This is a genomic window from Janthinobacterium sp. TPC_1 (genome assembly GCF_056037845.1).
Map to the genome: position 1 here is coordinate 2,104,272 of NZ_CP195157.1, position 24,615 is coordinate 2,128,886.

Genomic DNA, 24,615 nt, shown 5'->3' on the forward strand with positions numbered 1-24,615 from the left:
TCAGGAGTGGAGGAATACCTGAAGTTTAACCCGCCGCTTGCAGACTGGGTTGCCAATTGACGATGCGCGAATGCACGGATTTCGGTTCGGGATCCGTGGCCAATGCCGTGCGGAAGGCGTCATCGGAAAACATTTCGGCGATTTCCGACAGGATTTCCAGATGTTGCTGGGTGACATGATCGGGAATCAGCAGGAAAAACAGCAGATTGACGGGCTTGCCATCGGGCGATTCGAACGGAATCGGCTCGGCCAGGCGCACGAAGGCGCCCAGCGGCGATTTCAGGGTTTTGCTGCCCTTGACCCGCCCATGCGGCACGGCCACGCCATGGCCCAGGCCCGTCGAGCCCAGGCGTTCTCGGGCAAACAGATTGTCCGAGACGGTAGAGCGGGCGATGCCGTAATTGTTTTCGAAGATCAGGCCGGCTTGCTCGAAAGCGCGCTTCTTGCTGGAGACTTCCAGGTCCAGGAGGACGTTTTCGAGGGATAAGATTTTGCTAAGATTAGTCATGACACTCAATGAAATGGTGCAATGCGCAGAGGGCTTGCGAGCCGAATTATAGGCCTGTTTTCGCGGCCTGTAACGCCAATTCTCAACAGTATACGCCCGCTGCGGGCGCAGTGGGCGCTACAGCCCACGTGGTCATCATTTTAGCAAAAAAATAACATCGGCGCGTATCGGCTATTTCTTGATTAAAAACACGCGGTGCGCCGGTTTTTCCGCCGCCGAATGCCGATTTTCCGATTTTTCAGCGTCTTTGACATGCTCTGCGGCACTACTGCAACGTTGTTTTAAAACACAGCCAACATTCCTGTTGGCATGGTTTTGGGGTGTTGCGCGGTGTTGCCTAGCGTTACTGGCGCGCATTGCGCAGATTGCCCGGCATCGCCCCGGTGCTGAAGTTGCTGCGCCAAGGATTGATATCGAGGCCGCCGCGGCGCGTATAGCGCGCATACACGGACAGCTTTTGCGGCTTGCATTGACGCAAGATGTCGACAAAGATGCGCTCCACGCATTGCTCGTGGAATTCATTGTGTTCGCGGAAACCGATCAGGTAGCGCAGCAGGCTTTCCTGGTCGATCTGCGGTCCCGCATACTCGATCTGCACGCTGCCCCAGTCGGGCTGGCCCGTCACCAGGCAATTCGATTTGAGCAAGTGCGAGACGAGTTTTTCTTCCACCGGCGCATCATCGAACGCCGCCTTCAAGAGCAGCGGCGAGGGTGTGTATTGCGTGATTTCCAGGTCCAGGCGGTCCAGCAGCACACCGTCGAATTCGCCCATTTTGAGCTTGCCGAAATCTTCCTGCAAAGGTCAGTTCCACTTGCACGGGCGCGCCGAAACCGTTCGATAAATCCTGTTTGAGCAAGATCAACAGCGCTTCCGGGCTGTCCAGTTTGGTCTGGTTGAAGGAGTTCAGGTACAGCTTGAACGACTTCGATTCGATGATGTTGGGCGAATCGGCCGGCGCGCTGACCTTGGCAATCGCCACCTGCGGCTTGCCGCGCTGGTTCAGCCACGACAGTTCATAGGCGTTCCAGATATCGAGGCCGAAAAACGGTAATGTACCGTGCAGTTCCAGCTCGTCGCGCTTGCCCTGGCGCGGAATGGGAAACAGCAATTCCGGCGCGTAATCGGTGCGGTAGGCGGAGCTTTTGCCCAGGGGAGATTGTTCGGCGAGGTCGTTGGTGGTGGTCATGGTCGTGTGGCGTGAATTCGGTCAAGCACGCATGGTAGCCTATTTCACCCCAGTGCAATACCGGGGTGAATTCGCTATTTAGCCCAAGAACAGTTTGTAGACGGGATTACTGCTCTCATCCCAATAACGGTAGCCCAGGGTATCGAGGAAGCGGGCGAATTCTCCCATTTCATCGGGCGGCACTTGCAGGCCGATCAGGATGCGGCCCACGTCGCCGCCCTGGCTGCGGTAATGACACAGGGAAATATTCCAGTTCGGCGCCATGCTGTCGAGGAAGCGCATCAGCGCACCGGGGCGTTCGGGGAATTCGAAGCGGTACAGCAGCTCGTCCTGCGCCAGCCGGCTCTTGCCGCCCACCAGGTGGCGGATGTGCGACTTGGCCAGTTCGTCGTGCGTCAGGTCCAGCGTCTTGAATTCGTGTTCCTCGAAGGTCTTCGCCAGCACGCTTGATTCATGCCTGTCGGCAATTTGAATGCCGACGAACACGTGTGCGGCTTTTTCATCGCTGATGCGGTAGTTAAATTCCGTCACGTTGCGCGCGCCGATGAGCGAGCAGAAGCGCTTGAAGCTGCCCCGCTGTTCGCGCATGGTGACGGCAAACACGGCTTCGCGGAATTCGCCCAGCTCGGCCCGTTCCGCGACGAAGCGCAAACGGTCGAAATTCATGTTCGCGCCGCTGGCGATGGTGATCAATGTTTCATTGTTGACGGGGTGCTTGGTCAGGCTGGCCCGTTCCACATAGGCCTTGGCGCCGGCGATGGCCAGCGCGCCGGACGGCTCCAGGATGCTGCGCGTATCCGTAAACACATCCTTGATGGCGGCGCAGATGGCGTCCGTGTCGACCGTGATGATTTCATCGACATACGCCTGCACCAGGCGGAAGGTTTCCTCGCCGGCCAGGCGCACGGCCGTGCCGTCGGCAAACAGGCCCACGTCGTTCAGGGTCACGCGCTCGCCGGCCTTCAGCGAGCGGGCCATGGCGTTCGAATCGACGCTTTGCACGCCGATGATCTTGATGTCGGGGCGAATCTGTTTTACGTAAGCAGCAATGCCGGCGATCAAGCCGCCGCCGCCGATGGGCGCGAAGATGGCGTGGATGGGGCCGGCGTGCTGGCGCAGGATTTCCATGCCGATCGTGCCCTGGCCGGCGATCACGTCCGGATCGTCGAACGGGTGCACGAAGGTCAGCTTCTGTTCCTTTTCCAGCGTCAGCGCATGGTTGTAGGCATCCGTGTACGACTCGCCGTGCAGCACCACTTCCACGTTGACGCCGCCGCGCCCCTTGACCGCCTCGACCTTCACCAGCGGCGTGGTGGTCGGCATGACGATGACGGCACGGCAACCCATGCGCGCGGCCGACAGGGCCACGCCCTGGGCATGGTTGCCGGCCGAGGCGCAAATCACGCCGCGCTTGCGGTCCGCTTCGCTGAGCTTGGACATCTTGTTGTAGGCGCCACGAATCTTGAAGCTGAACACGCTTTGCATGTCTTCGCGCTTGAAGTAAATCTGGTTGTTCAGGCGCTGCGACAGGGCAGGGGCCAGTTCCAGCGGCGTTTCGGTGGCGACGTCATAGACGCGGGCGGTCAGGATTTTCTTGAGGTAGTCGATGTTCATAGTCTGCAAGCAAGTGATTCTGGGCCAGAAAGGGTCTGGAGCGTGTCGGGCGATAGTGGCTGCGCCGCGGCGGATAGCCTGGCGACAATAATGCTCTGTGGAACTAGGGGCCGGTGGGCCCTTGCTGGTCGGCGCGGATTGTGCGGCGCGCAAGCTGCTCTTCATTATAATGGAGAGCCTTACCGCATCGCGAAGTGTTCCATGATCGAATCCGCAATCGCCTGGCTGCTGCAGCTGATCGCAGCGCCGGAAGTCGGGCTGACATCGGTCTTTCTGATCAGCTTTATTTCCGCCACCCTCTTGCCGCTCGGCTCGGAGCCGGCCGTGTTTGCCGTCATCAAGGCCAATCCCGCCCTGTTCTGGGCCGCCATCGGCGTCGCCACGCTGGGCAATACCCTGGGCGGCATCGTCGACTACTGGATGGGTTACCGGGCCAAGCAGGCGTTCGCCAAGGAGCGCGACACGCGCTGGTTCCGCTGGCTGGCCCGCTATGGCGCCAAGACCATGCTGCTGGCCTGGCTGCCCATCGTGGGCGACCCCCTGTGCACCCTGGCCGGCTGGCTCAAGCTGCCATTCTGGCCCAGCGTGGCCTACATGGCCGTCGGCAAATGCGCGCGCTATCTTACGATGACGGGCTTGCTGCTCTACGTCCCCGATGGCGTATGGCACCGGATTGGCCAGATGCTGGCCTGAATGGGGCTGCTACAACGCCCGTTTGCCCCATTTTTGGGCAGGTTGATAGTTTGCAGGCAGCCGTGATTCTTGGCATTTTTGCTTAAAAAAGACAGTCATTCTGGTTTTTTATTCATGCAAAGGAAGACTTTTCCATATTTGCTATGGTAGCGGATGAGGTGCTTAAACCTTGGGCGGCATAAGGCTGTTCCCGCATGGTGCGGCGCAATAAGATAAAATGGGTCTTTAGGGTCCAGTCCACATCGTCACCACACTCCATGAACGCTCCCGCACATATCCAAGCTTTACTGGCAGAAACGCCGAATGGTCCCGCAGCAAGCCGCCTGCGCGAAATCCCGTATAACTACACGTCGTTTTCCGATCGCGAGATCGTCATACGCCTGTTGGGAGAGGACTCCTGGCGCCTGCTCGACGAGCTGCGCGGCGCCCGCCAGACGGGCCGTTCGGCCCGCATGCTGTACGAGGTGCTGGGCGACATCTGGGTCGTGCGCCGCAACCCGTATCTGCAGGATGACTTGCTCGACAACCCGAAGCGTCGCCAGGGCTTGATCGACGCCCTGCATCACCGCCTGGCCGAAGTCGACAAGCGCCGCCTGTCCATCGATGCGGCCGGCGGCGACGCTGCCGCCAGCGGTGAAGCGCCGGAAGTGGCGCAGGCGCGCAGCCATAACGTGGAACTGCTGCTCAAAGCTGCCAGCAAGGCCGTGGCCGACTTTGGCGACGAATTCCGCCAGACCTATGATTTGCGCAAGCGCACGGTCAAGGTGCTGGGCCGCTACACGGAAAAGCACAATGTGCGCTTCGATGGCATGACGCGCGTGTCGCACGTGACGGACGCCACCGACTGGCGCGTGGAATACCCGTTCGTCGTGCTCACGCCCGACACGGAAGAGGAAATGGCCGGCCTGGTCAAGGGCTGCATCGAGCTGGGGCTGACCATCATCCCGCGCGGCGGCGGCACCGGTTATACGGGCGGCGCGATTCCATTGACGCCGATGTCGGCCGTCATCAACACGGAAAAGCTGATCACCCTGGGCGCCGTCGAAATGACGGTCTTGCCGGGATTGAGCCACGAATACGCGACCATCCATTCGGGCGCGGGCGTGATCACGAATAAAGTATCGGAAGCGGCGGAAAAGGCCGGTTTCGTCTTCGCCGTCGACCCGACGTCCGCGCACGCTTCTTGCATCGGCGGCAACGTCGCCATGAATGCGGGCGGCAAGAAAGCCGTGCTGTGGGGCACGGCGCTGGACAACCTGGCCTCGTGGCGCATGGTCGACCCGAACGGCGACTGGCTCGACGTCACGCGCCTCGACCATAACCTGGGCAAGATCCACGATATCGCACTGGCACGCTTCCAGCTGGAATGGCGCCACCCGAGCACGCGCGACGCCACAAAACCGAACGCACCGTTCAAGACGGAAATACTGGAAATTCCCGGCCGCAAGTTCCGCAAGGAGGGCCTGGGCAAGGACGTCACCGATAAATTCCTCGCCGGCTTGCCGGGCATCCAGAAGGAAGGCTGCGACGGCCTGATCACGTCGGCGCGCTGGATTTTGCACAAGATGCCGAAATTCGCCCGTACCGTCTGCCTGGAATTCTTTGGCCAGGCGCGCGACGCGATCCCGTCGATCGTGGAAATCAAGGATTACCTGGATGGCTTGCCGGCCAAGGGCGAGCAATACACGAGTATCCGCCTGGCGGGCCTGGAACACCTGGACGAGCGCTACCTGCGCGCCGTCGGCTACGCCACCAAGTCGAAGCGGGGCGTGCTGCCGAAGATGGCCCTGTTCGGCGACATCGTCGGCGACGATGAAAACGCCGTCGCGCAGGCGGCGTCGGAAGTGGTGCGCATCGCCAACACCCGCGTGGGCGAAGGTTTTGTGGCCGTCAGCCCCGAAGCGCGCAAGAAATTCTGGCTCGACCGTGCCCGCACGGCGGCGATTGCCAAGCACACCAACGCCTTTAAAATCAATGAAGACGTCGTGATCCCGCTCAACCGCATGGGCGAATACACGGATGGTATCGAACGCATCAATATCGAGCTGTCGATCAAGAATAAACTGCAACTGGCGGACGCCCTCAGCGAATTCTTTGCCAAGGGCAATTTGCCTGTAGGTAAGAGCGACGATGCGTCGGACGACCGCGTCGACGACGCTGAAATGCTGGGCGACCGCGCCGAGCAGGCGCAGCAGTTGCTGGCGCAAGTCACGGCGCGCTGGACCTATCTGCTGGCCCAGCTGGACCGCCCGCTGGCGGACGTGAAGGGCGAATTGGCCGAACTGGGCATGGAGCGCCTGTTGCCCGTGTTCGATGCGCGGCTGGAAACGCAACCAGCCGCGACCCTGTTCGACGTGGTACAGGACCGCACCGTGCGCGTGACCTGGAAGCAGGAAATCCGCGCCCAGCTGCGCCAGATCTTCAACGGCGCCGCCTTCAAACTGATCCTCGACGAAGCGACGGCGATTCACGCGCGCATTTTGCGTAGCCGCGTGTTTGTCGCGCTGCACATGCATGCGGGCGATGGCAACGTGCACACGAACTTGCCCGTCAACTCGGACAATTACGAAATGCTGCAGGATGCCCACGAAGCCGTGGGCCGCATCATGATCCTGGCCCGCTCGCTGAACGGCGTCATTTCCGGCGAGCACGGTATCGGCATCACCAAGCTGGAATTTTTGACGGAAGAAGAAATCGGCGACTTCCGCAGCTACAAGCAGCGCATCGATCCGGAAGGCCGTTTCAACAAGGGCAAGCTGCTGAACCTGCCGGGCATGGGCGCCGACTTGCGCAATGCCTACACGCCATCGTTCGGCCTGATGGGGCACGAGTCCTTGATCATGCAGCAAAGCGATATCGGCGCCATCGCCGACAGCGTCAAGGATTGCTTGCGCTGCGGCAAGTGCAAGCCCGTGTGCTCGACCCACGTGCCGCGCGCCAACTTGCTGTATTCGCCGCGCGACAAGATCTTGGCGACTTCGTCCCTGATCGAAGCCTTCCTGTACGAAGAGCAGACGCGCCGCGGTATTTCCATCAAGCATTGGGAAGAGTTCGAAGACGTGGCTGACCACTGCACGGTCTGCCATAAATGCGTGACGCCTTGCCCCGTGAACATCGACTTCGGCGACGTGTCGATGAACATGCGCAACTTGCTGCGCAAGATGGACAAGAAGAGCTTCAATCCGGGCACCAAGGCAACGATGATGTTCCTCAACGCCACCGATCCCGTGACCATCAACGCCACGCGCAAGGTCATGATCGGCTGGGGTTACAAGGCGCAGCGCCTGGGCCATGATTTGTGTTGAAGAAATTTGCCAAGAAGCAAACCAAGGCGCCGCCGCCATCGACGGGCAAGCCGCCCGTCAAGGCGCAGGTGATCCATTTTATTAACAAAAAGATGCCGGGCAACCTGCCGAAGAAATCGGCGCGCGCGCTGCTCGACATCGAAGACGACAAGGTCATTCCGATCATCCGCAATCCGAAGACGACCACGGCCGATACGGAAGCCGTGTTCTACTTCCCCGGCTGCGGTTCGGAACGTTTGTTCTCGCAAGTGGGTCTGGCCACGCAGGCGATGCTGTGGGAAGTGGGCGTGCAGACGGTCTTGCCGCCTGGCTACCTGTGCTGCGGTTATCCGCAGCGGGGCGCGGGCGAGTTCGACAAGGCCGAGAAGATGATGACGGACAACCGCGTCCTGTTCCACCGCATGGCCAACACGCTCAATTACCTGGACATCAAGACGGTGCTGGTGTCCTGCGGCACCTGCTATGACCAGCTGGCAACGTATCAGTTTGAAAAGATTTTCCCCGGCTGCCGCATCATGGATATCCATGAGTATTTGCTGGAGAAAAACGTCAAGCTGGAAGGCGTGAACGGCACGCGCTATATGTACCACGAGCCATGCCACAATCCGATGAAGCTGCAGGAATCGGGCAAGACCATCAATTCCCTGATCAGCACGGTAGACAACGTGAAGATCGAGAAGAATGACCGTTGCTGCGGCGAATCGGGTTCCCTGGCCGTCACGCGTCCCGATATTTCCACGCAAGTGCGTTTCCGCAAGGAAGAAGAGATGGTCAAGGGCGCCGACAAGCTGCGCGGCGACGGTTTTACCGGCGACGTGAAAATCCTCACCAGCTGCCCGTCGTGCCTGCAAGGCTTGTCGCGCTACAATGACGATTCGGGCACGACGGCCGACTACATCGTCGTCGAGATCGCCAAACACTTGCTGGGAGAGAACTGGATGCCGGATTACGTGAAACGCGCCAATGACGGCGGCATCGAACGGGTGCTGGTGTGACGTCTTCGACCTGCGATCTGTGCAGCTTGCTCGATGGCTTTGCCAAGAAGCAGGGCTGTGAGGTCTTGCTGTGGCGCAGCGAACGTTTGTCCGTGGTGGCCGTCGACGACCCTGCATATCCCGGCTTTTGCCGCGTGATCTGGAACAAACACGTGAAGGAAATGACGGATTTGACGCCAGGCGAGCGCAATTACGTCATGGAAGTCGTGTGGCAAGTCGAGTTGGCCGTGCGGGAAGTGATGCAGCCGGAAAAGGTCAACGTGGCCAGTTTCGGCAACATGACGCCGCACGTGCACTGGCACGTGATCCCCCGCTACCGCGACGATGCGCATTTCCCGAATCCCAGCTGGGCGGTGGTGCAGCGCGAGACGGCGCCCGAGGTGCTGGCCGCGCGCCGCGCCCTGTTGCCGGCCTTGCGCACCGCCATCCTTCAACGTTTATCCGCATAAAGTATTGTCATGACTGAAAAAACAGCAACACCGCAACCGACCGGCTTGACCGTGCACAACCAGTCGCGCGTGCTCGACGTGGCCTTCGACGACGGCAGCACATTTGCGCTGCCGTTCGAATACCTGCGCGTGTATTCGCCGTCGGCCGAAGTGCAAGGCCATGGCAAGGGCCAGGAAACTTTGCAATTAGGCAAACGCCTGGTCGGCATCACGGGTCTGGAGCCGGTCGGCAACTACGCCGTGCAGCCGACCTTCAGCGATGGCCACAATTCCGGCCTGTACACCTGGGCCTATTTGTACAAGCTGGGCGCCGAGCAAGCGACCCTGTGGCAAGCCTATCTGGACCAGCTGGCGGCGGCCGGCTACCCGGGCGACAGCGGCCGCGATGCCAAGGCCGACATGACGGTCAAGCAATCTTCTGGTCACGTCCATGGACCCAGCTGCGGGCATAAACACTAAACTGAAAAAATAATGCGGTAACCTGTCGGAAAACCGCCGCCCCATTCGTCGTATGAATGCCCGCGCTTGCGGGCATTTTTCTTTTGGAGAAGAGACTATGGAATACATGATCCTGATCTACGCCGATGAATCCCGTTACGAAACCATGCCGGAAGGGCAGATGGCCAGCCTGATGGCCGACTTTGCCAGCTATACGCAGGACCTGGAGGCGGCCGGCGTGCTGCGCGGCGGCGCCGAGTTGGCGCCCGTGCGCAGCGCCACCTGCGTGCGTGTGCAAAACGGCAAGCCCGTCATCACGGATGGGCCGTTCGCGGAAACCAAGGAGCAGCTGGGTGGCTACTATCTGCTCGATTGCGCCAACTTGGACGAGGCGCTGGCCTGGGCCGGGCGTTGTCCGGCAGCTTCCCTGGGCACCATCGAAGTGCGGCCCGTGACGGCTTGAACATGGCCGGCGACGCCATTGCGGCCGTCGAGTACGTCTTTCGCCAGGAAAAGGGCAGGGTGCTGGCCGGCCTGATGCGGCGTTTCGGCGACCTGGGCCTGGCGGAAGACGTGCTGCAGGAAGCGTGCCGCAAGGCGCTGGAACTGTGGCCGCGCACGGGCATCCCCGACAATCCCGCCGCCTGGCTCAGTGCCGTGGCGCGCAATGCGGGCCTCGACCATGTGCGCCGGGCGGGCAAGAGCGTCAGCGAAGCCGAGGCCGTGCTGTCCTGCCTGCCGGCGACCATGCTTGATGAAACGCAAGCCATCGAGGACGACCGTTTGCGCCTGCTGTTCATCTGCTGCCATCCCGCGCTGGCGCCCGAGGCGCAGGTGGCGCTGGCCCTGCGCACCCTGTGTGGGCTGTCCACGGGCGAGATCGCGCGCGCTTTCGGCGTGGCGGAAGCGGCCCTGTCGCAGCGCCTGTTGCGCGCCAGGCGCAAGATTGCCGAAGCGCGCATCCCTTTCGAGTTGCCGCCGGCCCAGGATTGGCCGCAACGGCTGGCGCAAGTGCAGCATGTCATCTATCTGGTGTTCAGCGAAGGCTATTGCGCCAGCGGCGGCGATAGCCTGCTGCGCGCGGACCTGTGCGCGGAAGCGCTGCGCCTGGGGCGGCTGCTCGACAGCCTGCAGCCGGGCCAGCCGGAAGTGCAGGGGCTATTGGCCCTGATGCTGCTGCAGGCGTCGCGCGGCCCGGCCCGCCTGTCGCCCGAGGGTTTTCTGCTGACCCTGGAAGAGCAGGACCGGCACCTGTGGCGGCGTGACTGGATTGCCGAGGGGCTGGCCGTGCTGGAACTGGCCTTGCGGGCGCGCTCGCCGGGGCCATATCAGTTGCAGGCGGCGATAGCCGCCTTGCACGCCCAAGCGCCCACGGCCAGCCAGACGGACTGGCGCCAGATCAGCGCCCTGTACGGCGCCTTGCTGCGGCACAAGCCGGAACCCTTGATTTTGCTCAATGCCGTGATCGCTTGCGCCATGGCGCACGGCGCCGAACACGGGCTGGCGTGGCTGGAACGGCTGGAAGCCGTGCCCAGCCTTGCCAACTCGCATTATCTGCACGCGGCCCGGGCCGACTTGCTGCGCCGCCAAGGCGACCGGCCTGGCGCGCTGGCCGCGTATGCGCGGGCGGCAATGCTGGCTGAGAATGCAGTGGAAAGGCAATACCTTCTCCGGCGTCACGGGGAAATGCGTCTGCCGCTTGTATAATGCTCCCAAGTTCAAACAGACTGCCTACCATGACCAATACGACCCATTTCGGATACAAAACAGTTGCAGAAGACGACAAAGTGCGCGAAGTCGCCAAGGTGTTCCATTCCGTCGCTGCCAAATACGACGTGATGAACGACTTGATGTCGGGCGGGCTGCACCGTCTGTGGAAGACGTTCACCATCGCCAACGCGGGCGTGCGCCCCGGTTTCAAGGTGCTCGACATCGCCGGCGGCACGGGCGACCTGTCGAAGGCGTTTGCCAAGCAGGCCGGTCCTACGGGCGAAGTCTGGTTGACCGATATCAATGAATCGATGTTGCGCGTGGGCCGCGACCGGCTCTTGAATCGCGGCTTGCTCACCCCCACCTTGTTGTGTGACGCGGAAAAACTGCCATTCCCCGATAACTATTTCGACCGTGTCAGCGTGGCCTTTGGCCTGCGCAACATGACGCACAAGGATGTGGCGCTGGCGGAAATGCGCCGCGTGCTGAAACCGGGCGGCAAGCTGCTGGTGCTGGAGTTTTCCAAAGTGGCGGCACCGCTGCAAAAGCCGTACGACCTGTATTCGTTCTCGGTCTTGCCGTGGTTCGGACAGAAAATCGCCGGCGACGCGGAAAGCTATCGCTACCTGGCCGAATCGATCCGCATGCATCCGGACCAGGAAACCCTCAAAACCATGATGGAAACGGCGGGCCTGGAGCGCGTGCAGTACTACAATTTGACGGCAGGCATTGCCGCTTTGCACACCGGTATCAAGATGTAATGCATCAACGTTGGTGATTTTAGGAGATGGAATGAAATTGAAGAAATTTATGGTCGGCATGATGCTGGCCGCGACCACGGTATCCATGCTGGGCGAGGCGCTGGCCCGTCCCATGGGCGGTGGCCGTTCGTTTGGCCGCCAGTCGCAAAACGTGGGCCGTCAGGCGCCCGCACCTGCGCCGGCCCCGGCACCGGCCGCCGCGCCACGCCAGGCGCAACCTGCGCCGGCCCCCGCACCGGCACCTGCCGCCAAGGCACCGAGCCGCTGGAAGGGGTTATTGGGCGGCGCACTGCTGGGCCTGGGCCTGGGCGCCTTGCTGTCGCACTTTGGCCTGGGCGGCGCCCTGGCCAGCATGATCAGCACCCTGCTGATGGTGGCCTTGCTGGCCGGCGTGGCCTTCTTCATCTACCGCATGGTGCGCGGCAAGCGCGACAACAATACCAGCGGCAATGCGCCGTTCGCCGGTTTTGGCGGCAACCAGCCGGCACCGGCCGGTAACGTGCCCGACATCGGTTCGCGCATTCCGCCGCTGCAGCCCGTGTCGTCCGGCGTAGGCCTGGACAAGCCGGTACCGGCTGCCGCGCCATGGGGCGTGCCTGCCGACTTCGACAAGGAAGCCTTCCTGCGCCACGCGAAAAGCAATTTCATTCGCCTGCAAGCGGCCTGGGACAAGGCCGACGTCAACGATATCCGCGAATTCACGTCGCCGGAAGTGTATGCGGAACTGCGCATGCAAATCCAGGAACGGGGCGCGCAGCCGGACTTTACGGACGTCGTCACCATCGATGCCGAATTGCTCGGTATTGAGACGAGCGTCAACGATTACCTGGCCAGCGTCAAGTTTACGGGCCTGATCCGTTCGGCGCCGGGCGCCGCGGCCGAACCGTTCGCGGAAGTGTGGAATATGTCGAAACCCGTCAGCGGCAACAGCGGCTGGGTCCTGGCAGGCATCCAGCAATTGAATTAATTGTCAAAACTTGCTGAATAATGGCTTAAGTTCATGCGCAATGCATGATGCTTGACAGATATTTCCTGCTGAACTGGTAAGATCGAAACCGCCCGCGTTGTCCTACGGGCGGTTTTTCATTTTTAGGGGCGCGTTTGGCGCGCAGGCATATGATGGCACCACTTTCCGATCTCTCCTGATGACGCCCGTCATCGCGACTATCAACCACTTGCTGGCGCAGGAGCCGTGGGCGCGCCAGCAGCTGGCCGTGCACGCCGGCAAGCTGGCCTGCATCGACACGGGCGCCGTGGCCCTGCGCCTGCGCGTCGACAGCGCCGGCATGCTTGAAACGGCGCCGGCCGACATGCCGGCCAGCGTCACCATCCGCGTCAAATTGTCCGATGTGCCGCTGATCCTGCAAAACCGCGAACGGGCGTTTTCCTACGTCAAGATCGAAGGCGATGCCGAGTTTGCCAATGCGATTTCGCAATTGAGCAAGGGCTTGCGCTGGGAAGCCGAGCATGACCTGGAGAAAGTCGTCGGCCCCATGCTGGCCACACGCCTGGTTTCCGGTGCGAAAGATGCCGCCGCCTTTGTGCGCACGGGCCAGCAAAAGCTGGCGGAAAACGTGGCCGAATATTTTCTCGACGAACAGCCCATGCTGATCCGTCCTTCTACCCTGCAAGAGTATTCCGCTGGCGTGACGCGCGTGCGCGATGACGTCGAACGCCTGGCCAAGCGCCTTGCCCGGCTGGAAAAGGCGGCCGCCGCCGCCCAGCCGCAGTCCTCCTTACCGGATTCGTCTACATGATATTGAAATTCCTGCGCCTGTTTAAAATCATCCGTGTTTCCATCAAGTACGGTCTGGATGAGATAGCGATTTCTGGTCTGCAAGTTCCCCGCACCGCCAAATTGATCGACACCCTGATTTTCTGGCGCGACCTGTCGTCGCCGCGTGGCTTGCGCCTGCGCCTGGCGCTGGAAGAGCTGGGGCCGATTTTCGTCAAATTCGGCCAGGTGCTGTCGACCCGGCGCGATTTGATGCCGCCCGATATCGCCGAAGAACTGGCGCGCCTGCAAGACCGGGTGCCGCCGTTCGATTCCGACCTGGCCATCGCACAGATCACCAAGTCGCTCGGCGCGCACCCGGACCAGCTGTTTGCCCGCTTCGAGCGCGAGCCGGTGGCGTCCGCCTCCATTGCCCAGGTGCATTTCGCCACCCTGAAAGACGGCCGCGAAGTGGCCGTGAAGGTCTTGCGTCCAGGCATGAAAAAGCTGATCGACGAAGACGTGGCGCTGATGCACATCGCGGCCGGCTGGATCAGCCGCCTGTGGGCCGACAGCAAACGCCTGAAACCGAAGGAAGTCGTGGGCGAATTCGACAAATACCTGCACGACGAGCTGGACCTGATGCGCGAGGCGGCCAACGCCAGCCAGCTGCGCCGCAATTTCGCCAACTCGGACTTGCTGCTGGTGCCGGAAATGCACTGGGATTACTGTTCCAGCAGCGTCATCGTGATGGAACGCATGGTTGGCATCCCCGTGTCGCAGATCGATCGCCTGGTGGAGGCCGGCGTGGACTTGCGCAAGCTGTCCAGCGATGGCGTCGAAATTTTCTTCACGCAAGTGTTTCGCGACGGCTTTTTCCATGCAGACATGCACCCGGGAAATATTCTCGTGTCGATCGCGCCCGATCGTTCGGCCGCTACATCGCGCTCGACTTCGGCATCGTCGGCACCCTGAACGACTACGACAAGGATTATCTGTCACAAAACTTCCTCGCCTTCTTCCGCCGCGACTACAAGCGCGTGGCCGAGGCGCACATCGAATCGGGCTGGGCGCCGAAAGACACGCGCGTCGACGAGCTGGAGGCGGCCGTGCGCGCCTGCTGTGAGCCGATCTTCGACCGCCCGCTGAAGGATATTTCTTTCGGGCAAGTATTGCTGCGGCTGTTCCAGACTTCGCGCCGCTTCAATGTGGAAGTGCAGCCGCAACTGGTGCTGCTGCAAAAGACCCTGCTCAATATCGAAGGCCTGGGCCGCCAGCTGGACCCGGAACTGGATTTGTGGCAAACGGCCAAGCCTTACCTGGAAAAGTGGATGAGCAACCAGGTGGGCCCGCAAGGCTTCATGGAACGCCTGCGCGCCGAGGCGCCCCGTTATGCGCACATCTTCCCGCAGCTGCCGCGCTTGCTGCACCAGGCCTTGACCGTGCATGGCGAACCGCGCGAAAACGACGTGGAACTGATGAAAACCTTGCTCGCAGAGCAACGCCAGACGAACCGCTTGCTGAGCTTTATCGTGTACTTCGTGGGCGCCTTCGCGCTCGGTGCGCTGGGCTTGCAAGTGTTCATGCGCTGGCATCAACTGCCGTTTTAACTCGCTGAGGACGTAAGTGATGGCTGACTTCCATACCCGCGATCCGCTTTCGCCCGCCTTCTGGGACGAGCGTTTCGAGAAGCAATTCACGCCCTGGGACCACGGCGGCGTGCCTGCAAGGCTGCGCAGCTTCGTGGCCGGCAGCCCGGCGCCGCTGCGCTGCCTGATTCCCGGCTGCGGCTCCGCGTATGAACTGGTCTTCATGCTCGATTGCGGCTGGGATGCCACGGCCATCGACTTTGCGCCAGGCGCCGTGGCCGCCGCGCGTGCCCAGTTGGGCGAGCGGGCAGGGCGGGTGGTGGAGGCGGATTTCTTTGCCTGGCAGCCCGAGGCACCGCTGGACCTGATCTATGAGCGGGCCTTCCTGTGCGCCATGCCGCGCGCCATGTGGCCGCAAGTGGCGGCCCGCTGGGCGCAGTTGCTGGCGCCGGGCGCCATGCTGGCCGGCTACTTTTTCTTTGACGATAATGCCAAGGGGCCGCCATTCGGCATATCGCGTGAGACACTGCAGGAATTGCTGGCGCCGCATTTCGATTGCCTGGCCGATGAGGCAGTCGACGATTCCATCGCCGTCTTCGCCGGCAAGGAGCGCTGGATGAGCTGGCGCCGCCGGGCGGACTGAGGCGGCAACGGTCGCGGCCGGGCATTTTCCGCTGGGAATGGCGGAAAAGCTTTATAATTCAGGGTTTTTGATGATTTTCTCGGAGTAGAGATGCCGATTTACGCTTACCGTTGTGACGAGTGTGGTTTTGCCAAGGATGTCTTGCAAAAGATCTCCGATCCAGTACTGACGGTGTGCCTGTCGTGCGGCAAGCCCAGTTTCAAGAAACAATTGACGGCCGCCGGTTTCCAATTGAAGGGCACCGGCTGGTACGCGACCGATTTCCGCGGCGGCACGGCGCCCACCACGGCCATTCCGACGGGCCCGGCCGACAGCGCCAAACCTGCCCCGGCCGCCGAGAGCGCGCCTGCTGCCGCGCCTGCGCCCGCCCCGGCTGCCGCTGCGCCGAAAGCGGACTGAGAGCGCGCCGCGCCGAGACGATCCCTTACCGAGAAACCGATGCGTAAATACTTTATTACCGGATTACTGATTTTGGTGCCCCTGGCCATTACCGCCTGGGTCCTGAATCTGGTGATCAGCACGATGGACCAGTCGCTGTTGCTGGTGCCCGGCAGTACGAAGCCCAGCGTCTGGTTCGGCCGCCAGGTTCCCGCGCTGAGCACCATTCCCGGCCTGGGCACGGTATTGACGGTACTGATCGTGTTTTTCACGGGCTTGCTGACGAATAACCTGGTCGGCAATTACGTGGTGAAACTGTGGGAAAAGTTGCTGCAACGCATACCCATCGTCAATTCCCTGTATTCGAGCGTCAAGCAAGTATCCGATACCCTGTTTTCCCCGTCGGGCAATGCCTTCCGCAAGGCCGTGCTGGTGCCGTATCCGCACCAGAACTCCTGGACCATCGCTTTCCTGACGGGCGTGCCGGGCGGCGATGCGGCGAACCACCTGGTGGGCGACTTTGTCAGCGTGTACGTGCCGACGACGCCGAACCCGACATCGGGCTTTTTCCTGATGATGAAGCGCAGCGATGTCGTCGAACTCGACATGAGCGTCGATGCGGCGCTCAAATATATCGTCTCGATGGGCGTGGTGGCGCCTGCGGAAGTTGTTGCTGTACCGGCCCCGGCAGCCAAAGAATAAAGGCAGGCGTCCCATGCGGGACGTGGCCGGATTGAACACTCACTAACCTGAACTGAGAATTTTATGTCTATGCGTACTGAATACTGCGGCCTCGTTACCGAAGCCATGCTGGGACAAACCGTCAGCCTGTGCGGCTGGGTACATCGCCGCCGCGACCACGGCAGCCTGATTTTCATCGACTTGCGCGACCGCGAAGGCCTGGTGCAAATCGTTTGCAACCCGGAACAAGCGGAGATGTTCAAGGTCGCCGAAGCCGTGCGCAACGAATTCTGCCTGCGCGTGACGGGCGTCGTGACCAACCGTATCGAAGGCACGATCAACAACAACTTGAAATCGGGCAAGATCGAAGTGGTCTGCTCGGAGCTGGAAGTGCTGAACCCTTCCGTGCCTGTGCCGTTCCAGCTCGATGACGACAACCTGTCGGAAACGACGCGTCTGACGCACCGCGTGCTGGACCTGCGCCGCCCGCAAATGCAGAACAACCTGCGCCTGCGCTACAAGGTGACGATGGAAGTGCGCAAGTACCTCGACGCGCTGGGCTTCATCGACATCGAAACGCCGATGCTGACCAAGTCCACGCCAGAAGGCGCGCGCGACTACCTGGTGCCGTCGCGGTGTGAATGCGGGCAGCTTCTTCGCCTTGCCGCAATCGCCACAGTTGTTCAAGCAACTGTTGATGGTCGCCAACTTCGACCGTTACTACCAGATCACCAAATGCTTCCGCGACGAAGACTTGCGCGCCGACCGCCAGCCTGAATTCACGCAGATCGATTGCGAAACCTCGTTCCTGACGGAACAGGAAATCCGCGACCTGTTCGAAGACATGATCCGCGTCGTCTTCAAGAACACCCTGAACATCGACCTGCCGAACCCGTTCCCCGTGATGGATTTCGCCGAAGCGATGGGTCTGTACGGTTCCGACAAGCCGGACATGCGCGTCAAGCTGGCCTTCACGGACTTGACCGAAGTCATGAAGTCGGTCGAATTCAAGGTCTTCAACGGCGCCGCCAACATGAAAGGCGGCCGCGTGGTCGCCCTGCGCGTACCGCAAGGCGGCAGCATGCCCCGTTCGGAAATCGATGCATACACGCAATTTGTTGCCATCTACGGCGCCAGGGCTTGGCCTACATCAAGGTCAACGAGAAAGCCAAGGGTCCTGAAGGCTTGCAGTCGCCTATCGTCAAGTTCCTGCCTGCCGACGTGCTGGCCACGATCCTCGAGCAGACGGGCGCGCAAGACGGCGACCTGATCTTCTTCGGCGCCGACAAGGCGAAAGTCGTCAACGACGCCATCGGCGCGCTGCGCGTGAAAATCGGTCACAGCGAGTTCGGCAAGAAAGCCGGCCTGTTCGAAGACGTGTGGAAACCATTGTGGGTGGTCGACTTCCCGATGTTCGAGCACGACGAAGAAGCGGACCGCTGGACGGCGACCCACCATCCATTCACGGCGCCGAAAGACGGCCATGAAGACATGCTGGAAAGCGATCCGGGCGCCTGCATCGCCAAGGCCTACGACATGGTCTTGAACGGCTGGGAACTGGGCGGCGGTTCGATCCGTATCCACCGCGAAGAAGTGCAAAGCAAGGTCTTCCGTGCGTTGAAGATCGATGCGGAAGAAGCGCAGCTGAAATTCGGCTTCCTGCTCGACGCCCTGCAATACGGCGCGCCACCGCATGGCGGCCTGGCATTCGGCCTGGACCGTATCGTGACCATGATGACGGGTTCCGAATCGATCCGCGACGTGATCGCTTTCCCGAAAACCCAGCGCGCGCAAGACTTGCTGACCCATGCGCCGTCGGAAGTTGACGAAAAGCAATTGCGTGAACTGCACATCCGTTTGCGCAGCGCCGAGCCAAAAGTAGTGTAATGAAGCATGCGGCTGCCCAGGTGGCCGCTGTTTGATCCACTATGCAAAAAAAGGCGCTGTTGTGGCGCCTTTTTCATTGTTGATATGACTCATAAAATCCCTGTTTCCGTGCTGGTCGTCATTCATACGGCTGACCTTGACGTCTTGTTGATCGAGCGCGCGGGTCAGCCCGGTTTCTGGCAATCCGTGACGGGTTCCGTCGATGCCGTCGACGAACCGCTGCTGCAGACGGCCGCGCGCGAATTGTGCGAGGAAACGGGCATCGTTGTCGATGGGCACGATATCGTGCTGCGCGACTGGAACTTGTCGAATGTGTACGAGATTTATCCGATCTGGCGCCACCGCTATGCGCCGGGCGTGACGCGCAACACGGAACACGTGTTCAGCGTGCAAGTGCCGCGCGACATCGCCATCACCCTGAGCCCGCGCGAGCATTTGCAGTACGCGTGGCTGCCTTACCTGGCGGCGGCCGACCGCTGTTTCTCGTCGTCCAACGCGGAAGCGATTTTGCAATTGCCGGCCATGACGGGCCTGGCGCGCCCCACCTGATTTCCCTAGAAAGCATTCCATGTTGAACTGGTTACATTTGACTGCACAGCAAAAACTGCTGGGCACCCTGGGCATCGTTTTCTGCCTGTGCTTCATTTTTCTGCTGTTTAGCTCCACCGTGCCTGGCCGCACGCCGCCCATCGGCATGCCGCTGATGGCGATCGGCTGGCTGCTGCACCCGGGTGCGTTTGCCAAGGGCAAGCGCACGGTGGCCTGGCGCGGCGCACCGTTGCTGGTCAAGATCGTCTGGGCGGCCGGCATTACCGCGCTGATCGTCAGCGTGACGGCGGGCGTGGGACGCATGCTGGCCTGATTGTGCGCGTTTAGGTGCGCACGCGCACCTACGCCGGCGCCGCGCGGGGGCCGTCTGGGAGTAGAATCAATGCATGAAAATCCGCGTAGCAACTTATAATATCCACAAGGGCGTCTCCTCCGTGCGGGGCTTGCCCCGCGTGCATGCTTTAAAACAGGCGATTGCCTTGTTTCATGCCGATGTTGTCTTCCTGCAAGAGGTGCAAGGCAAGCACGACCGCAATGCGGCCCGCTATGGCGCCGAGAAAAACGGCCACAAGCATTGGCCGGAAGCGTCGCAGCACGAGTTCTTTGCCGGCGCCGAACACCATTCCGCCTATGGCATGAATGCCGTGTACGACCATGGCCACCATGGCAACGCCTTGCTGAGCAAAAATTTCCCATCGCCTCGCAAACCAACCACGACGTGTCCGACCATGCCTACGAGCAACGCGGCATCCTGCATTGCGTGCTCAAGACGCCGCAGGCGGACGTGCACTGCTACGTGGTTCACCTGGGCCTGTTCGAATCGGGACGGGGCCGGCAGACGCAGGCGCTGATTGATGCGGTGATGGAATCGGCGCCGAATGGCGAGCCCGTCATCATCGCCGGCGACTTCAACGACTGGCGCAACACGCTCAGCGACAAGCTGCGCAATGCGCTCGGCGTGGTGGAAGTGTTCGACCAGCGCGCGTCGAACTCGGCCCTGGGCGACCTGGTGCGCACCCTGGCGCGGCGCCAGACGAAAACGCCCGTGCCCGTGCCGGCGCGCACCTTTCCCGCCGCCTTGCCGTGGTTCCGCCTGGACCGTATCTACGTGCGCGGTTTCCACGTGGAAGGCGCGCAAGTGATGCATGGCACCTTGTGGGCAAAATTGTCGGACCACGCGCCGATAGTTGCCGCTTTGAAACTCGCGTAGACTGCCGGCATGCGCACAGTCAATTTCATCGCCCACAACGACATCCAGCTGCTGTATTGCGGCACCGATTACTTTCCCGCGCTGGTCCAGGCCATCGACGGCGCCCGCTCGGAAGTTTATTTCGAAACCTATATCTTTGCCGACGACGCCACGGGCACCCTGGTGCTCGACGCCCTGAAACGGGCGGCCGCGCGCGGCGTGCTGGTGTGCATGATCACGGACTGGTTCGGCACGGGCAACCGCCGCGTCAACGCCATGCATGCCCAGCTGGAAGCGGCCGGCGTGCACCACCGCATCTTCAACCCGTGGTTCCGGCGCGGCATCACGCGCACGCACCGCAAGATTTGCGTCGCCGATGGAGAAATTGCCCTGGTGGGCGGCATCAATATCAACGACGACATGTTTTGCGACTACGACCACAGCATCAGCCTGGAAGCGCCGCGCTGGGACTTCGCCGTGCAGGTGAAGGGCCCGCTGGTCGACGCCATCCACGAGGAAGTGCAGGCGCAGTGGGCGCGTCTGGGCAAGATGAACCTGGTGCGGCGTATCAAGCTGTACCGCAAGATGCGCGTCGTCAGCAAGGAGCTGGCGAAGAACCCCGTGGTGGCCGGCTTTGTCGTGCGCGACAACCTGCGCAACCGCCGCACCATCCAGCGCGCCTACCTGCAGGCGCTGGGCCAGGCGCGCAAAAGCGTGATGCTGGCCAACCCGTATTTTGCGCCCGGGCACAAGCTGCGCCGCGCCCTGGCCCAGGCGGCCCAGCGGGGCGTGGACGTGGTCTTGCTGATCGGGGTGGGCGAGTTCCGCATGCAGGATGCCGTGGCGCACTCGTTTTATCCGAAGCTGCTGGCCGCCGGCGTGAAAATTGTCGAATACCGCAAGACGCAGTTGCACGCCAAGGTGGCCGTCGTCGACGATGACTGGGCGACGGTGGGGTCGAGCAATATTGACGCGCTGAGCCTGTTTTTGAACCAGGAAGCGAACGTGGTCATCAAGGACGTGGCCTTTGCGCAAAGCCTGCGCCAGCACATCGAGCAGGGCGTGGCCGACGGCATCGTGATTCACCAGGATGATTTCAAGCACATCGGCCGTTTTCGGCGCATCGGCTACGAAGCCGCGTTCCTCGCGTACCGGCTGGTGATGCGCATTTTTTCAGTAGGCAAGTACGCATGAGTGATATGACAACGGTCAGGCTGGATAAATGGCTGTGGGCGGCGCGCTTCTTCAAGACGCGCTCGCTGGCCAGCGAGGCCGTCGACACGGGCAAGGTCAAAGTGGGCGGCGAACGCGTGAAACCGGCGCGCAGCGTGCGCGTGGGCGACGAGCTGGCTATCGACAATGGTGCGGAGACGTGGGAGGTGGCCGTGCTGGACCTGTCCGACAAGCGCGGCGCGGCGCCTGTGGCGCGCCTGCTGTATGGCGAAACGCCGGCCAGCATCGCCCGCCGCGAGCAGCTGGCCGAGGAGCGCAAGCTGTTCCGCGAACCGGGCAGCACCATCAAGGGGCGGCCGACCAAGCGCGACCGCCGTCAACTGAGCAAGGCAGGCGGCCTCGACTAAGGCGCGCTTGTTGCTGTAAGGCAAGGGCGCGCGGCGCTTTTGTCCGCCTGAAATCGTTATAAACACGCAGTCGAAAAATGCTGCGCTGCACCAATAGAACGCCGGCTCTAAAGTTCCCGTTTGACTTTTACGTGGTAGTGGATAATAGTACGAGCGTTCGGATTTTTTCGGAGCGTGCTTTTTTTTACCCTCGCTTCAGTCCGCCAAATCGGCAACATCACTTTTAGAACGGACCTCTTGAATACTTCAGTCAAATTCATGCGCAAGGGCGAACTGACCCGTGCAGCCATCCTCGACGTGGCGCTGGACCTGTCCAGCCGCGACGGCCTGGAAGGCCTGACCATTGGGCTGCTTGCGGACAAAATGAACATGAGCAAGTCGGGCGTGTTTGCCCACTTCGGCTCGCGCGAAGACTTGCAGATGGAAGTGCTGAAGCTCTACCACTATCGTTTCGAGCAAGAAGTCTTTTTTCCCAGCATGAAAGAACCACGCGGCATCCAGCGCCTGCAATCGATGTTTGCACGCTGGGTCAAGCGGGTCAGCGTGGAAATCGCTTCCGGCTGCATCTATATCAGCGGCGCCGTCGAGTATGACGACCGGCCCGGTCCCATCCGCGAGGCCCTGGTGGCCATGGTGCGGGCCTGGCAGGGCGCACTGCTGCGCTGTGTCGAGCAATCGATCGCCACAGGCGACCTGAAAGCGGACACGGACGCGCAGCAGCTGGTGTACGAGATGTATGGCCTGATCCTGGCCCTGCATCACGATGCGCGCTTCCTGCGCGTGCCGGGCAGCATCGAACGGGCGCAAGCGGGCTTTATCCGCCTGCTGGCGTCGTACCAGAATTGCGTCACAAGCAAATAAGCCGTCACGCAGTATCCGCAACAAACGCACACGCACTTACAAGTACAACACTTTAGCTAATCGCCTTCAGGAGAAAATTATGGGTCAATACGTCGCGCCAATCCGGGATATGCAATTCGTCCTGCACGAGTTCCTGCAAGTGGAAGAAGAACTGAAGCAAATGCCGTCGTACGCCGACGTCGACGCCGACATCATCAACCAGGTACTGGAAGAGGGCGGCAAATTCACCTCCGAAGTATTGTTCCCGCTGAACCACTCCGGCGACCGCGAAGGCTGCCACCACGACCCCGTCACGAAAAGCGTGACCACGCCTAAAGGCTTTAAAGAAGCGTATAAACAGTACGTCGAAGGCGGCTGGGCGGCATTGGCTTGCGATCCGGAATACGGCGGCCAGGGCTTGCCTGTCGTGCTGAACAATTCGTTCTATGAAATGCTGAATTCGTCGAACCAGGCCTGGTCCATGTACCCCGGCCTGTCGCACGGCGCCTACGAGTGCCTGAAGGAACACGGCACCGACCACCAGAAGGAAGTGTATCTGCCGAAACTGGTGTCGGGCGAATGGACGGGCACCCATGTGCCTGACCGAACCGCACTGCGGCACCGACCTGGGCCTGCTGCGCTCGAAAGCGCTGCCTGAGGCGGACGGTTCCTGGACCATCACCGGCAACAAGATCTTCATCTCCGCCGGCGAGCACGACATGGCGGAAAACATCCTGCACCTGGTGCTGGCCCGCGTGCCGGACGCACCGGAAGGCTCGAAAGGCATTTCGCTGTTCCTGGTGCCGAAATTCCTGCCGAACGCGGATGGCACGGTCGGTGAGCGCAACCCGATCACCTGCGGCGCCATCGAAGAAAAAATGGGCATCCACGGCAACTCGACTTGCCAGATGAATCTGGACGGCGCGAAAGGCTGGATCATCGGCCAGCCGAACAAGGGCCTGAACGCCATGTTCGTCTTCATGAACGCGGCCCGCCTGGGCGTGGGCATGCAGTCGCTGGGCCTGACGGAAATCGCCTACCAGAACGCGCTGATCTACGCCAAGGACCGCACGCAAATGCGTTCGCTGTCCGGCATCAAGAACCCGGAACTGCCGGCCGACCGCATCATCGTGCACCCTGACGTGCGCCGCATGCTGCTGACCGGTAAAGCCTACGCCGAAGGCGCGCGCGCCTTTACCTCGTACGTGGCGCTGCAGATCGACCGCGAACTGCACCACCCGGACGCCGACGTGCGCAAGGAAGCGGCCGATGAAGTGGCGCTGCTGACGCCCGTCATCAAGGCTTTTATTACCGACAACGCCTGGATCGCCACCTCGGACGCGATGCAAGTGTTCGGCGGCCACGGCTACATTTCGGAATGGGGCATGGAGCAGTATGTGCGCGACGCGCGCATCAACATGATCTACGAAGGCACGAACACGATCCAGTCGCTGGATCTGCTGGGCCGCAAGATCCTCGGCGACAACGGCGCCAAGCTGCGCAAGTTCGGCGAAAAGATCAAGGCCTTCGTCGAAGACAATGGCACCGATGAAGCGATGAGCGAATTCGTCACCCCACTGGGCGACCTGGGCGACAAAGTCACCAAGCTGACCATGGAAATCGGCATGAAGGCCTTCCAGAATCCTGACGAAGTGGGCGCGGCCTGCGTGCCTTACCTGCGCGTCGTCGGCCACATGATCTATAGCTACCTGTTCGCGCAGATGGCCAAGATCGCCCTCGAAAAAGAGTCCAGCGGCGACAAGTTTTATACCGCCAAACTGGCTACCGCACGTTTCTACTTCGCCCGCTTGCAGCCTGAAACGGCAACCCTGATCCGTCAGGCGCGTTCCGGTTCGGCCAACCTGATGGCACTCGACGCAGACCTGTTCTAAGACTTGAGGAAAA

18 protein-coding genes and 6 pseudogenes are annotated in these 24,615 nt (G+C 61.3%); 21 read left to right on the forward strand and 3 right to left on the reverse strand.

From position 1 onward, the window contains the following. Positions 1–25: 25 nt before the first annotated feature. From ACQVLG_RS10280 to ilvA, 3 genes and pseudogenes are all read right to left on the reverse strand, one after another. Positions 26–508 (reverse strand): PTS sugar transporter subunit IIA, encoded by a 483-nt coding sequence (locus ACQVLG_RS10280; RefSeq protein WP_034753339.1) that lies wholly within the window; start codon positions 506–508, stop codon positions 26–28. 343 nt (positions 509–851) lie between these two features. Further along, a pseudogene (gene queF / locus ACQVLG_RS10285) lies at positions 852–1,695 on the reverse strand (NADPH-dependent 7-cyano-7-deazaguanine reductase QueF). Between the two features lie 78 nt (positions 1,696–1,773). Further along, a complete protein-coding gene (ilvA, locus tag ACQVLG_RS10290) occupies positions 1,774–3,309 on the reverse strand; it encodes a threonine ammonia-lyase, biosynthetic (protein WP_230541297.1) in 1,536 nt (511 codons plus the stop codon). Positions 3,310–3,510: 201 nt separating this feature from the next. On the opposite strand from ilvA, the gene ACQVLG_RS10295 reads away from it, so the two are divergent. The 21 genes and pseudogenes from ACQVLG_RS10295 to ACQVLG_RS10395 all read left to right on the forward strand — a co-directional run bounded on the left by ACQVLG_RS10295 (position 3,511) and on the right by ACQVLG_RS10395 (position 24,602). After that, on the forward strand, positions 3,511–4,002 hold the full coding sequence (locus tag ACQVLG_RS10295) for a YqaA family protein (RefSeq protein WP_092718393.1): 492 nt from the start codon (positions 3,511–3,513) through the stop codon (positions 4,000–4,002). Between the two features lie 257 nt (positions 4,003–4,259). Continuing rightward, a pseudogene (locus ACQVLG_RS10300) lies at positions 4,260–8,302 on the forward strand (DUF3683 domain-containing protein). Next, complete coding sequence (locus ACQVLG_RS10305) at positions 8,299–8,751, forward strand: HIT family protein (protein ID WP_474294342.1); 453 nt, start codon at positions 8,299–8,301, stop codon at positions 8,749–8,751. The pseudogene ACQVLG_RS10300 and the gene ACQVLG_RS10305 overlap by 4 nt, the downstream one beginning before the upstream one ends. Before the next feature lie 9 nt (positions 8,752–8,760). After that, positions 8,761–9,210, forward strand: coding sequence for a gamma-butyrobetaine hydroxylase family protein (locus ACQVLG_RS10310; RefSeq protein WP_474294344.1), 450 nt, complete (start codon positions 8,761–8,763; stop codon positions 9,208–9,210). Positions 9,211–9,307: 97 nt separating this feature from the next. Continuing rightward, positions 9,308–9,652: a YciI family protein gene (locus ACQVLG_RS10315; protein ID WP_474294346.1), complete on the forward strand. Its 345-nt coding sequence runs from the start codon at positions 9,308–9,310 to the stop codon at positions 9,650–9,652. A gap of 2 nt (positions 9,653–9,654) precedes the next feature. Continuing rightward, the gene (locus tag ACQVLG_RS10320; RefSeq protein ID WP_474294348.1) at positions 9,655–10,896 is read left to right on the forward strand and encodes an RNA polymerase sigma factor; all 1,242 of its coding nucleotides are present in this window, start codon (positions 9,655–9,657) and stop codon (positions 10,894–10,896) included. 29 nt (positions 10,897–10,925) lie between these two features. Then, positions 10,926–11,660: a bifunctional demethylmenaquinone methyltransferase/2-methoxy-6-polyprenyl-1,4-benzoquinol methylase UbiE gene (gene ubiE / locus ACQVLG_RS10325; protein ID WP_034753359.1), complete on the forward strand. Its 735-nt coding sequence runs from the start codon at positions 10,926–10,928 to the stop codon at positions 11,658–11,660. Between the two features lie 31 nt (positions 11,661–11,691). After that, a complete protein-coding gene (locus ACQVLG_RS10330) occupies positions 11,692–12,627 on the forward strand; it encodes a Tim44 domain-containing protein (protein WP_474294350.1) in 936 nt (311 codons plus the stop codon). Between the two features lie 178 nt (positions 12,628–12,805). After that, positions 12,806–13,417 carry a ubiquinone biosynthesis accessory factor UbiJ gene (locus tag ACQVLG_RS10335; RefSeq protein ID WP_474294352.1) on the forward strand — a complete coding sequence of 204 codons (612 nt, stop codon included), beginning with the start codon at positions 12,806–12,808 and terminating at the stop codon, positions 13,415–13,417. Then, a pseudogene (ubiB, locus tag ACQVLG_RS10340) lies at positions 13,414–14,984 on the forward strand (ubiquinone biosynthesis regulatory protein kinase UbiB). The gene ACQVLG_RS10335 and the pseudogene ubiB overlap by 4 nt, the downstream one beginning before the upstream one ends. Positions 14,985–15,003: 19 nt before the next feature. Continuing rightward, positions 15,004–15,606 carry a methyltransferase gene (locus tag ACQVLG_RS10345; RefSeq protein WP_474295603.1) on the forward strand — a complete coding sequence of 201 codons (603 nt, stop codon included), beginning with the start codon at positions 15,004–15,006 and terminating at the stop codon, positions 15,604–15,606. Between the two features lie 90 nt (positions 15,607–15,696). Further along, positions 15,697–16,005 (forward strand): FmdB family zinc ribbon protein, encoded by a 309-nt coding sequence (locus ACQVLG_RS10350; protein WP_152256785.1) that lies wholly within the window; start codon positions 15,697–15,699, stop codon positions 16,003–16,005. 39 nt (positions 16,006–16,044) lie between these two features. Further along, positions 16,045–16,686: a DUF502 domain-containing protein gene (locus tag ACQVLG_RS10355; RefSeq protein WP_230541306.1), complete on the forward strand. Its 642-nt coding sequence runs from the start codon at positions 16,045–16,047 to the stop codon at positions 16,684–16,686. Between the two features lie 63 nt (positions 16,687–16,749). Next, positions 16,750–18,552, forward strand: a pseudogene (gene aspS, locus ACQVLG_RS10360) (aspartate--tRNA ligase). A gap of 84 nt (positions 18,553–18,636) precedes the next feature. Beyond that, the gene (gene nudB, locus ACQVLG_RS10365) at positions 18,637–19,101 is read left to right on the forward strand and encodes a dihydroneopterin triphosphate diphosphatase (RefSeq protein ID WP_436512578.1); all 465 of its coding nucleotides are present in this window, start codon (positions 18,637–18,639) and stop codon (positions 19,099–19,101) included. A 19-nt stretch (positions 19,102–19,120) separates the two neighbouring features. Then, positions 19,121–19,414: a hypothetical protein gene (locus ACQVLG_RS10370; RefSeq protein ID WP_046682130.1), complete on the forward strand. Its 294-nt coding sequence runs from the start codon at positions 19,121–19,123 to the stop codon at positions 19,412–19,414. A 73-nt stretch (positions 19,415–19,487) separates the two neighbouring features. After that, positions 19,488–20,311: pseudogene (locus tag ACQVLG_RS10375) on the forward strand (endonuclease/exonuclease/phosphatase family protein). A gap of 9 nt (positions 20,312–20,320) precedes the next feature. After that, positions 20,321–21,484: a cardiolipin synthase ClsB gene (gene clsB, locus ACQVLG_RS10380; RefSeq protein WP_474294356.1), complete on the forward strand. Its 1,164-nt coding sequence runs from the start codon at positions 20,321–20,323 to the stop codon at positions 21,482–21,484. After that, positions 21,481–21,870: an RNA-binding S4 domain-containing protein gene (locus ACQVLG_RS10385; RefSeq protein WP_474294358.1), complete on the forward strand. Its 390-nt coding sequence runs from the start codon at positions 21,481–21,483 to the stop codon at positions 21,868–21,870. Before clsB ends, ACQVLG_RS10385 begins: the two co-directional genes overlap by 4 nt. A 258-nt stretch (positions 21,871–22,128) precedes the next feature. After that, the gene (locus ACQVLG_RS10390) at positions 22,129–22,731 is read left to right on the forward strand and encodes a TetR/AcrR family transcriptional regulator (protein ID WP_086140281.1); all 603 of its coding nucleotides are present in this window, start codon (positions 22,129–22,131) and stop codon (positions 22,729–22,731) included. Between the two features lie 79 nt (positions 22,732–22,810). Beyond that, positions 22,811–24,602, forward strand: a pseudogene (locus ACQVLG_RS10395) (acyl-CoA dehydrogenase C-terminal domain-containing protein). Positions 24,603–24,615: the final 13 nt, after the last annotated feature.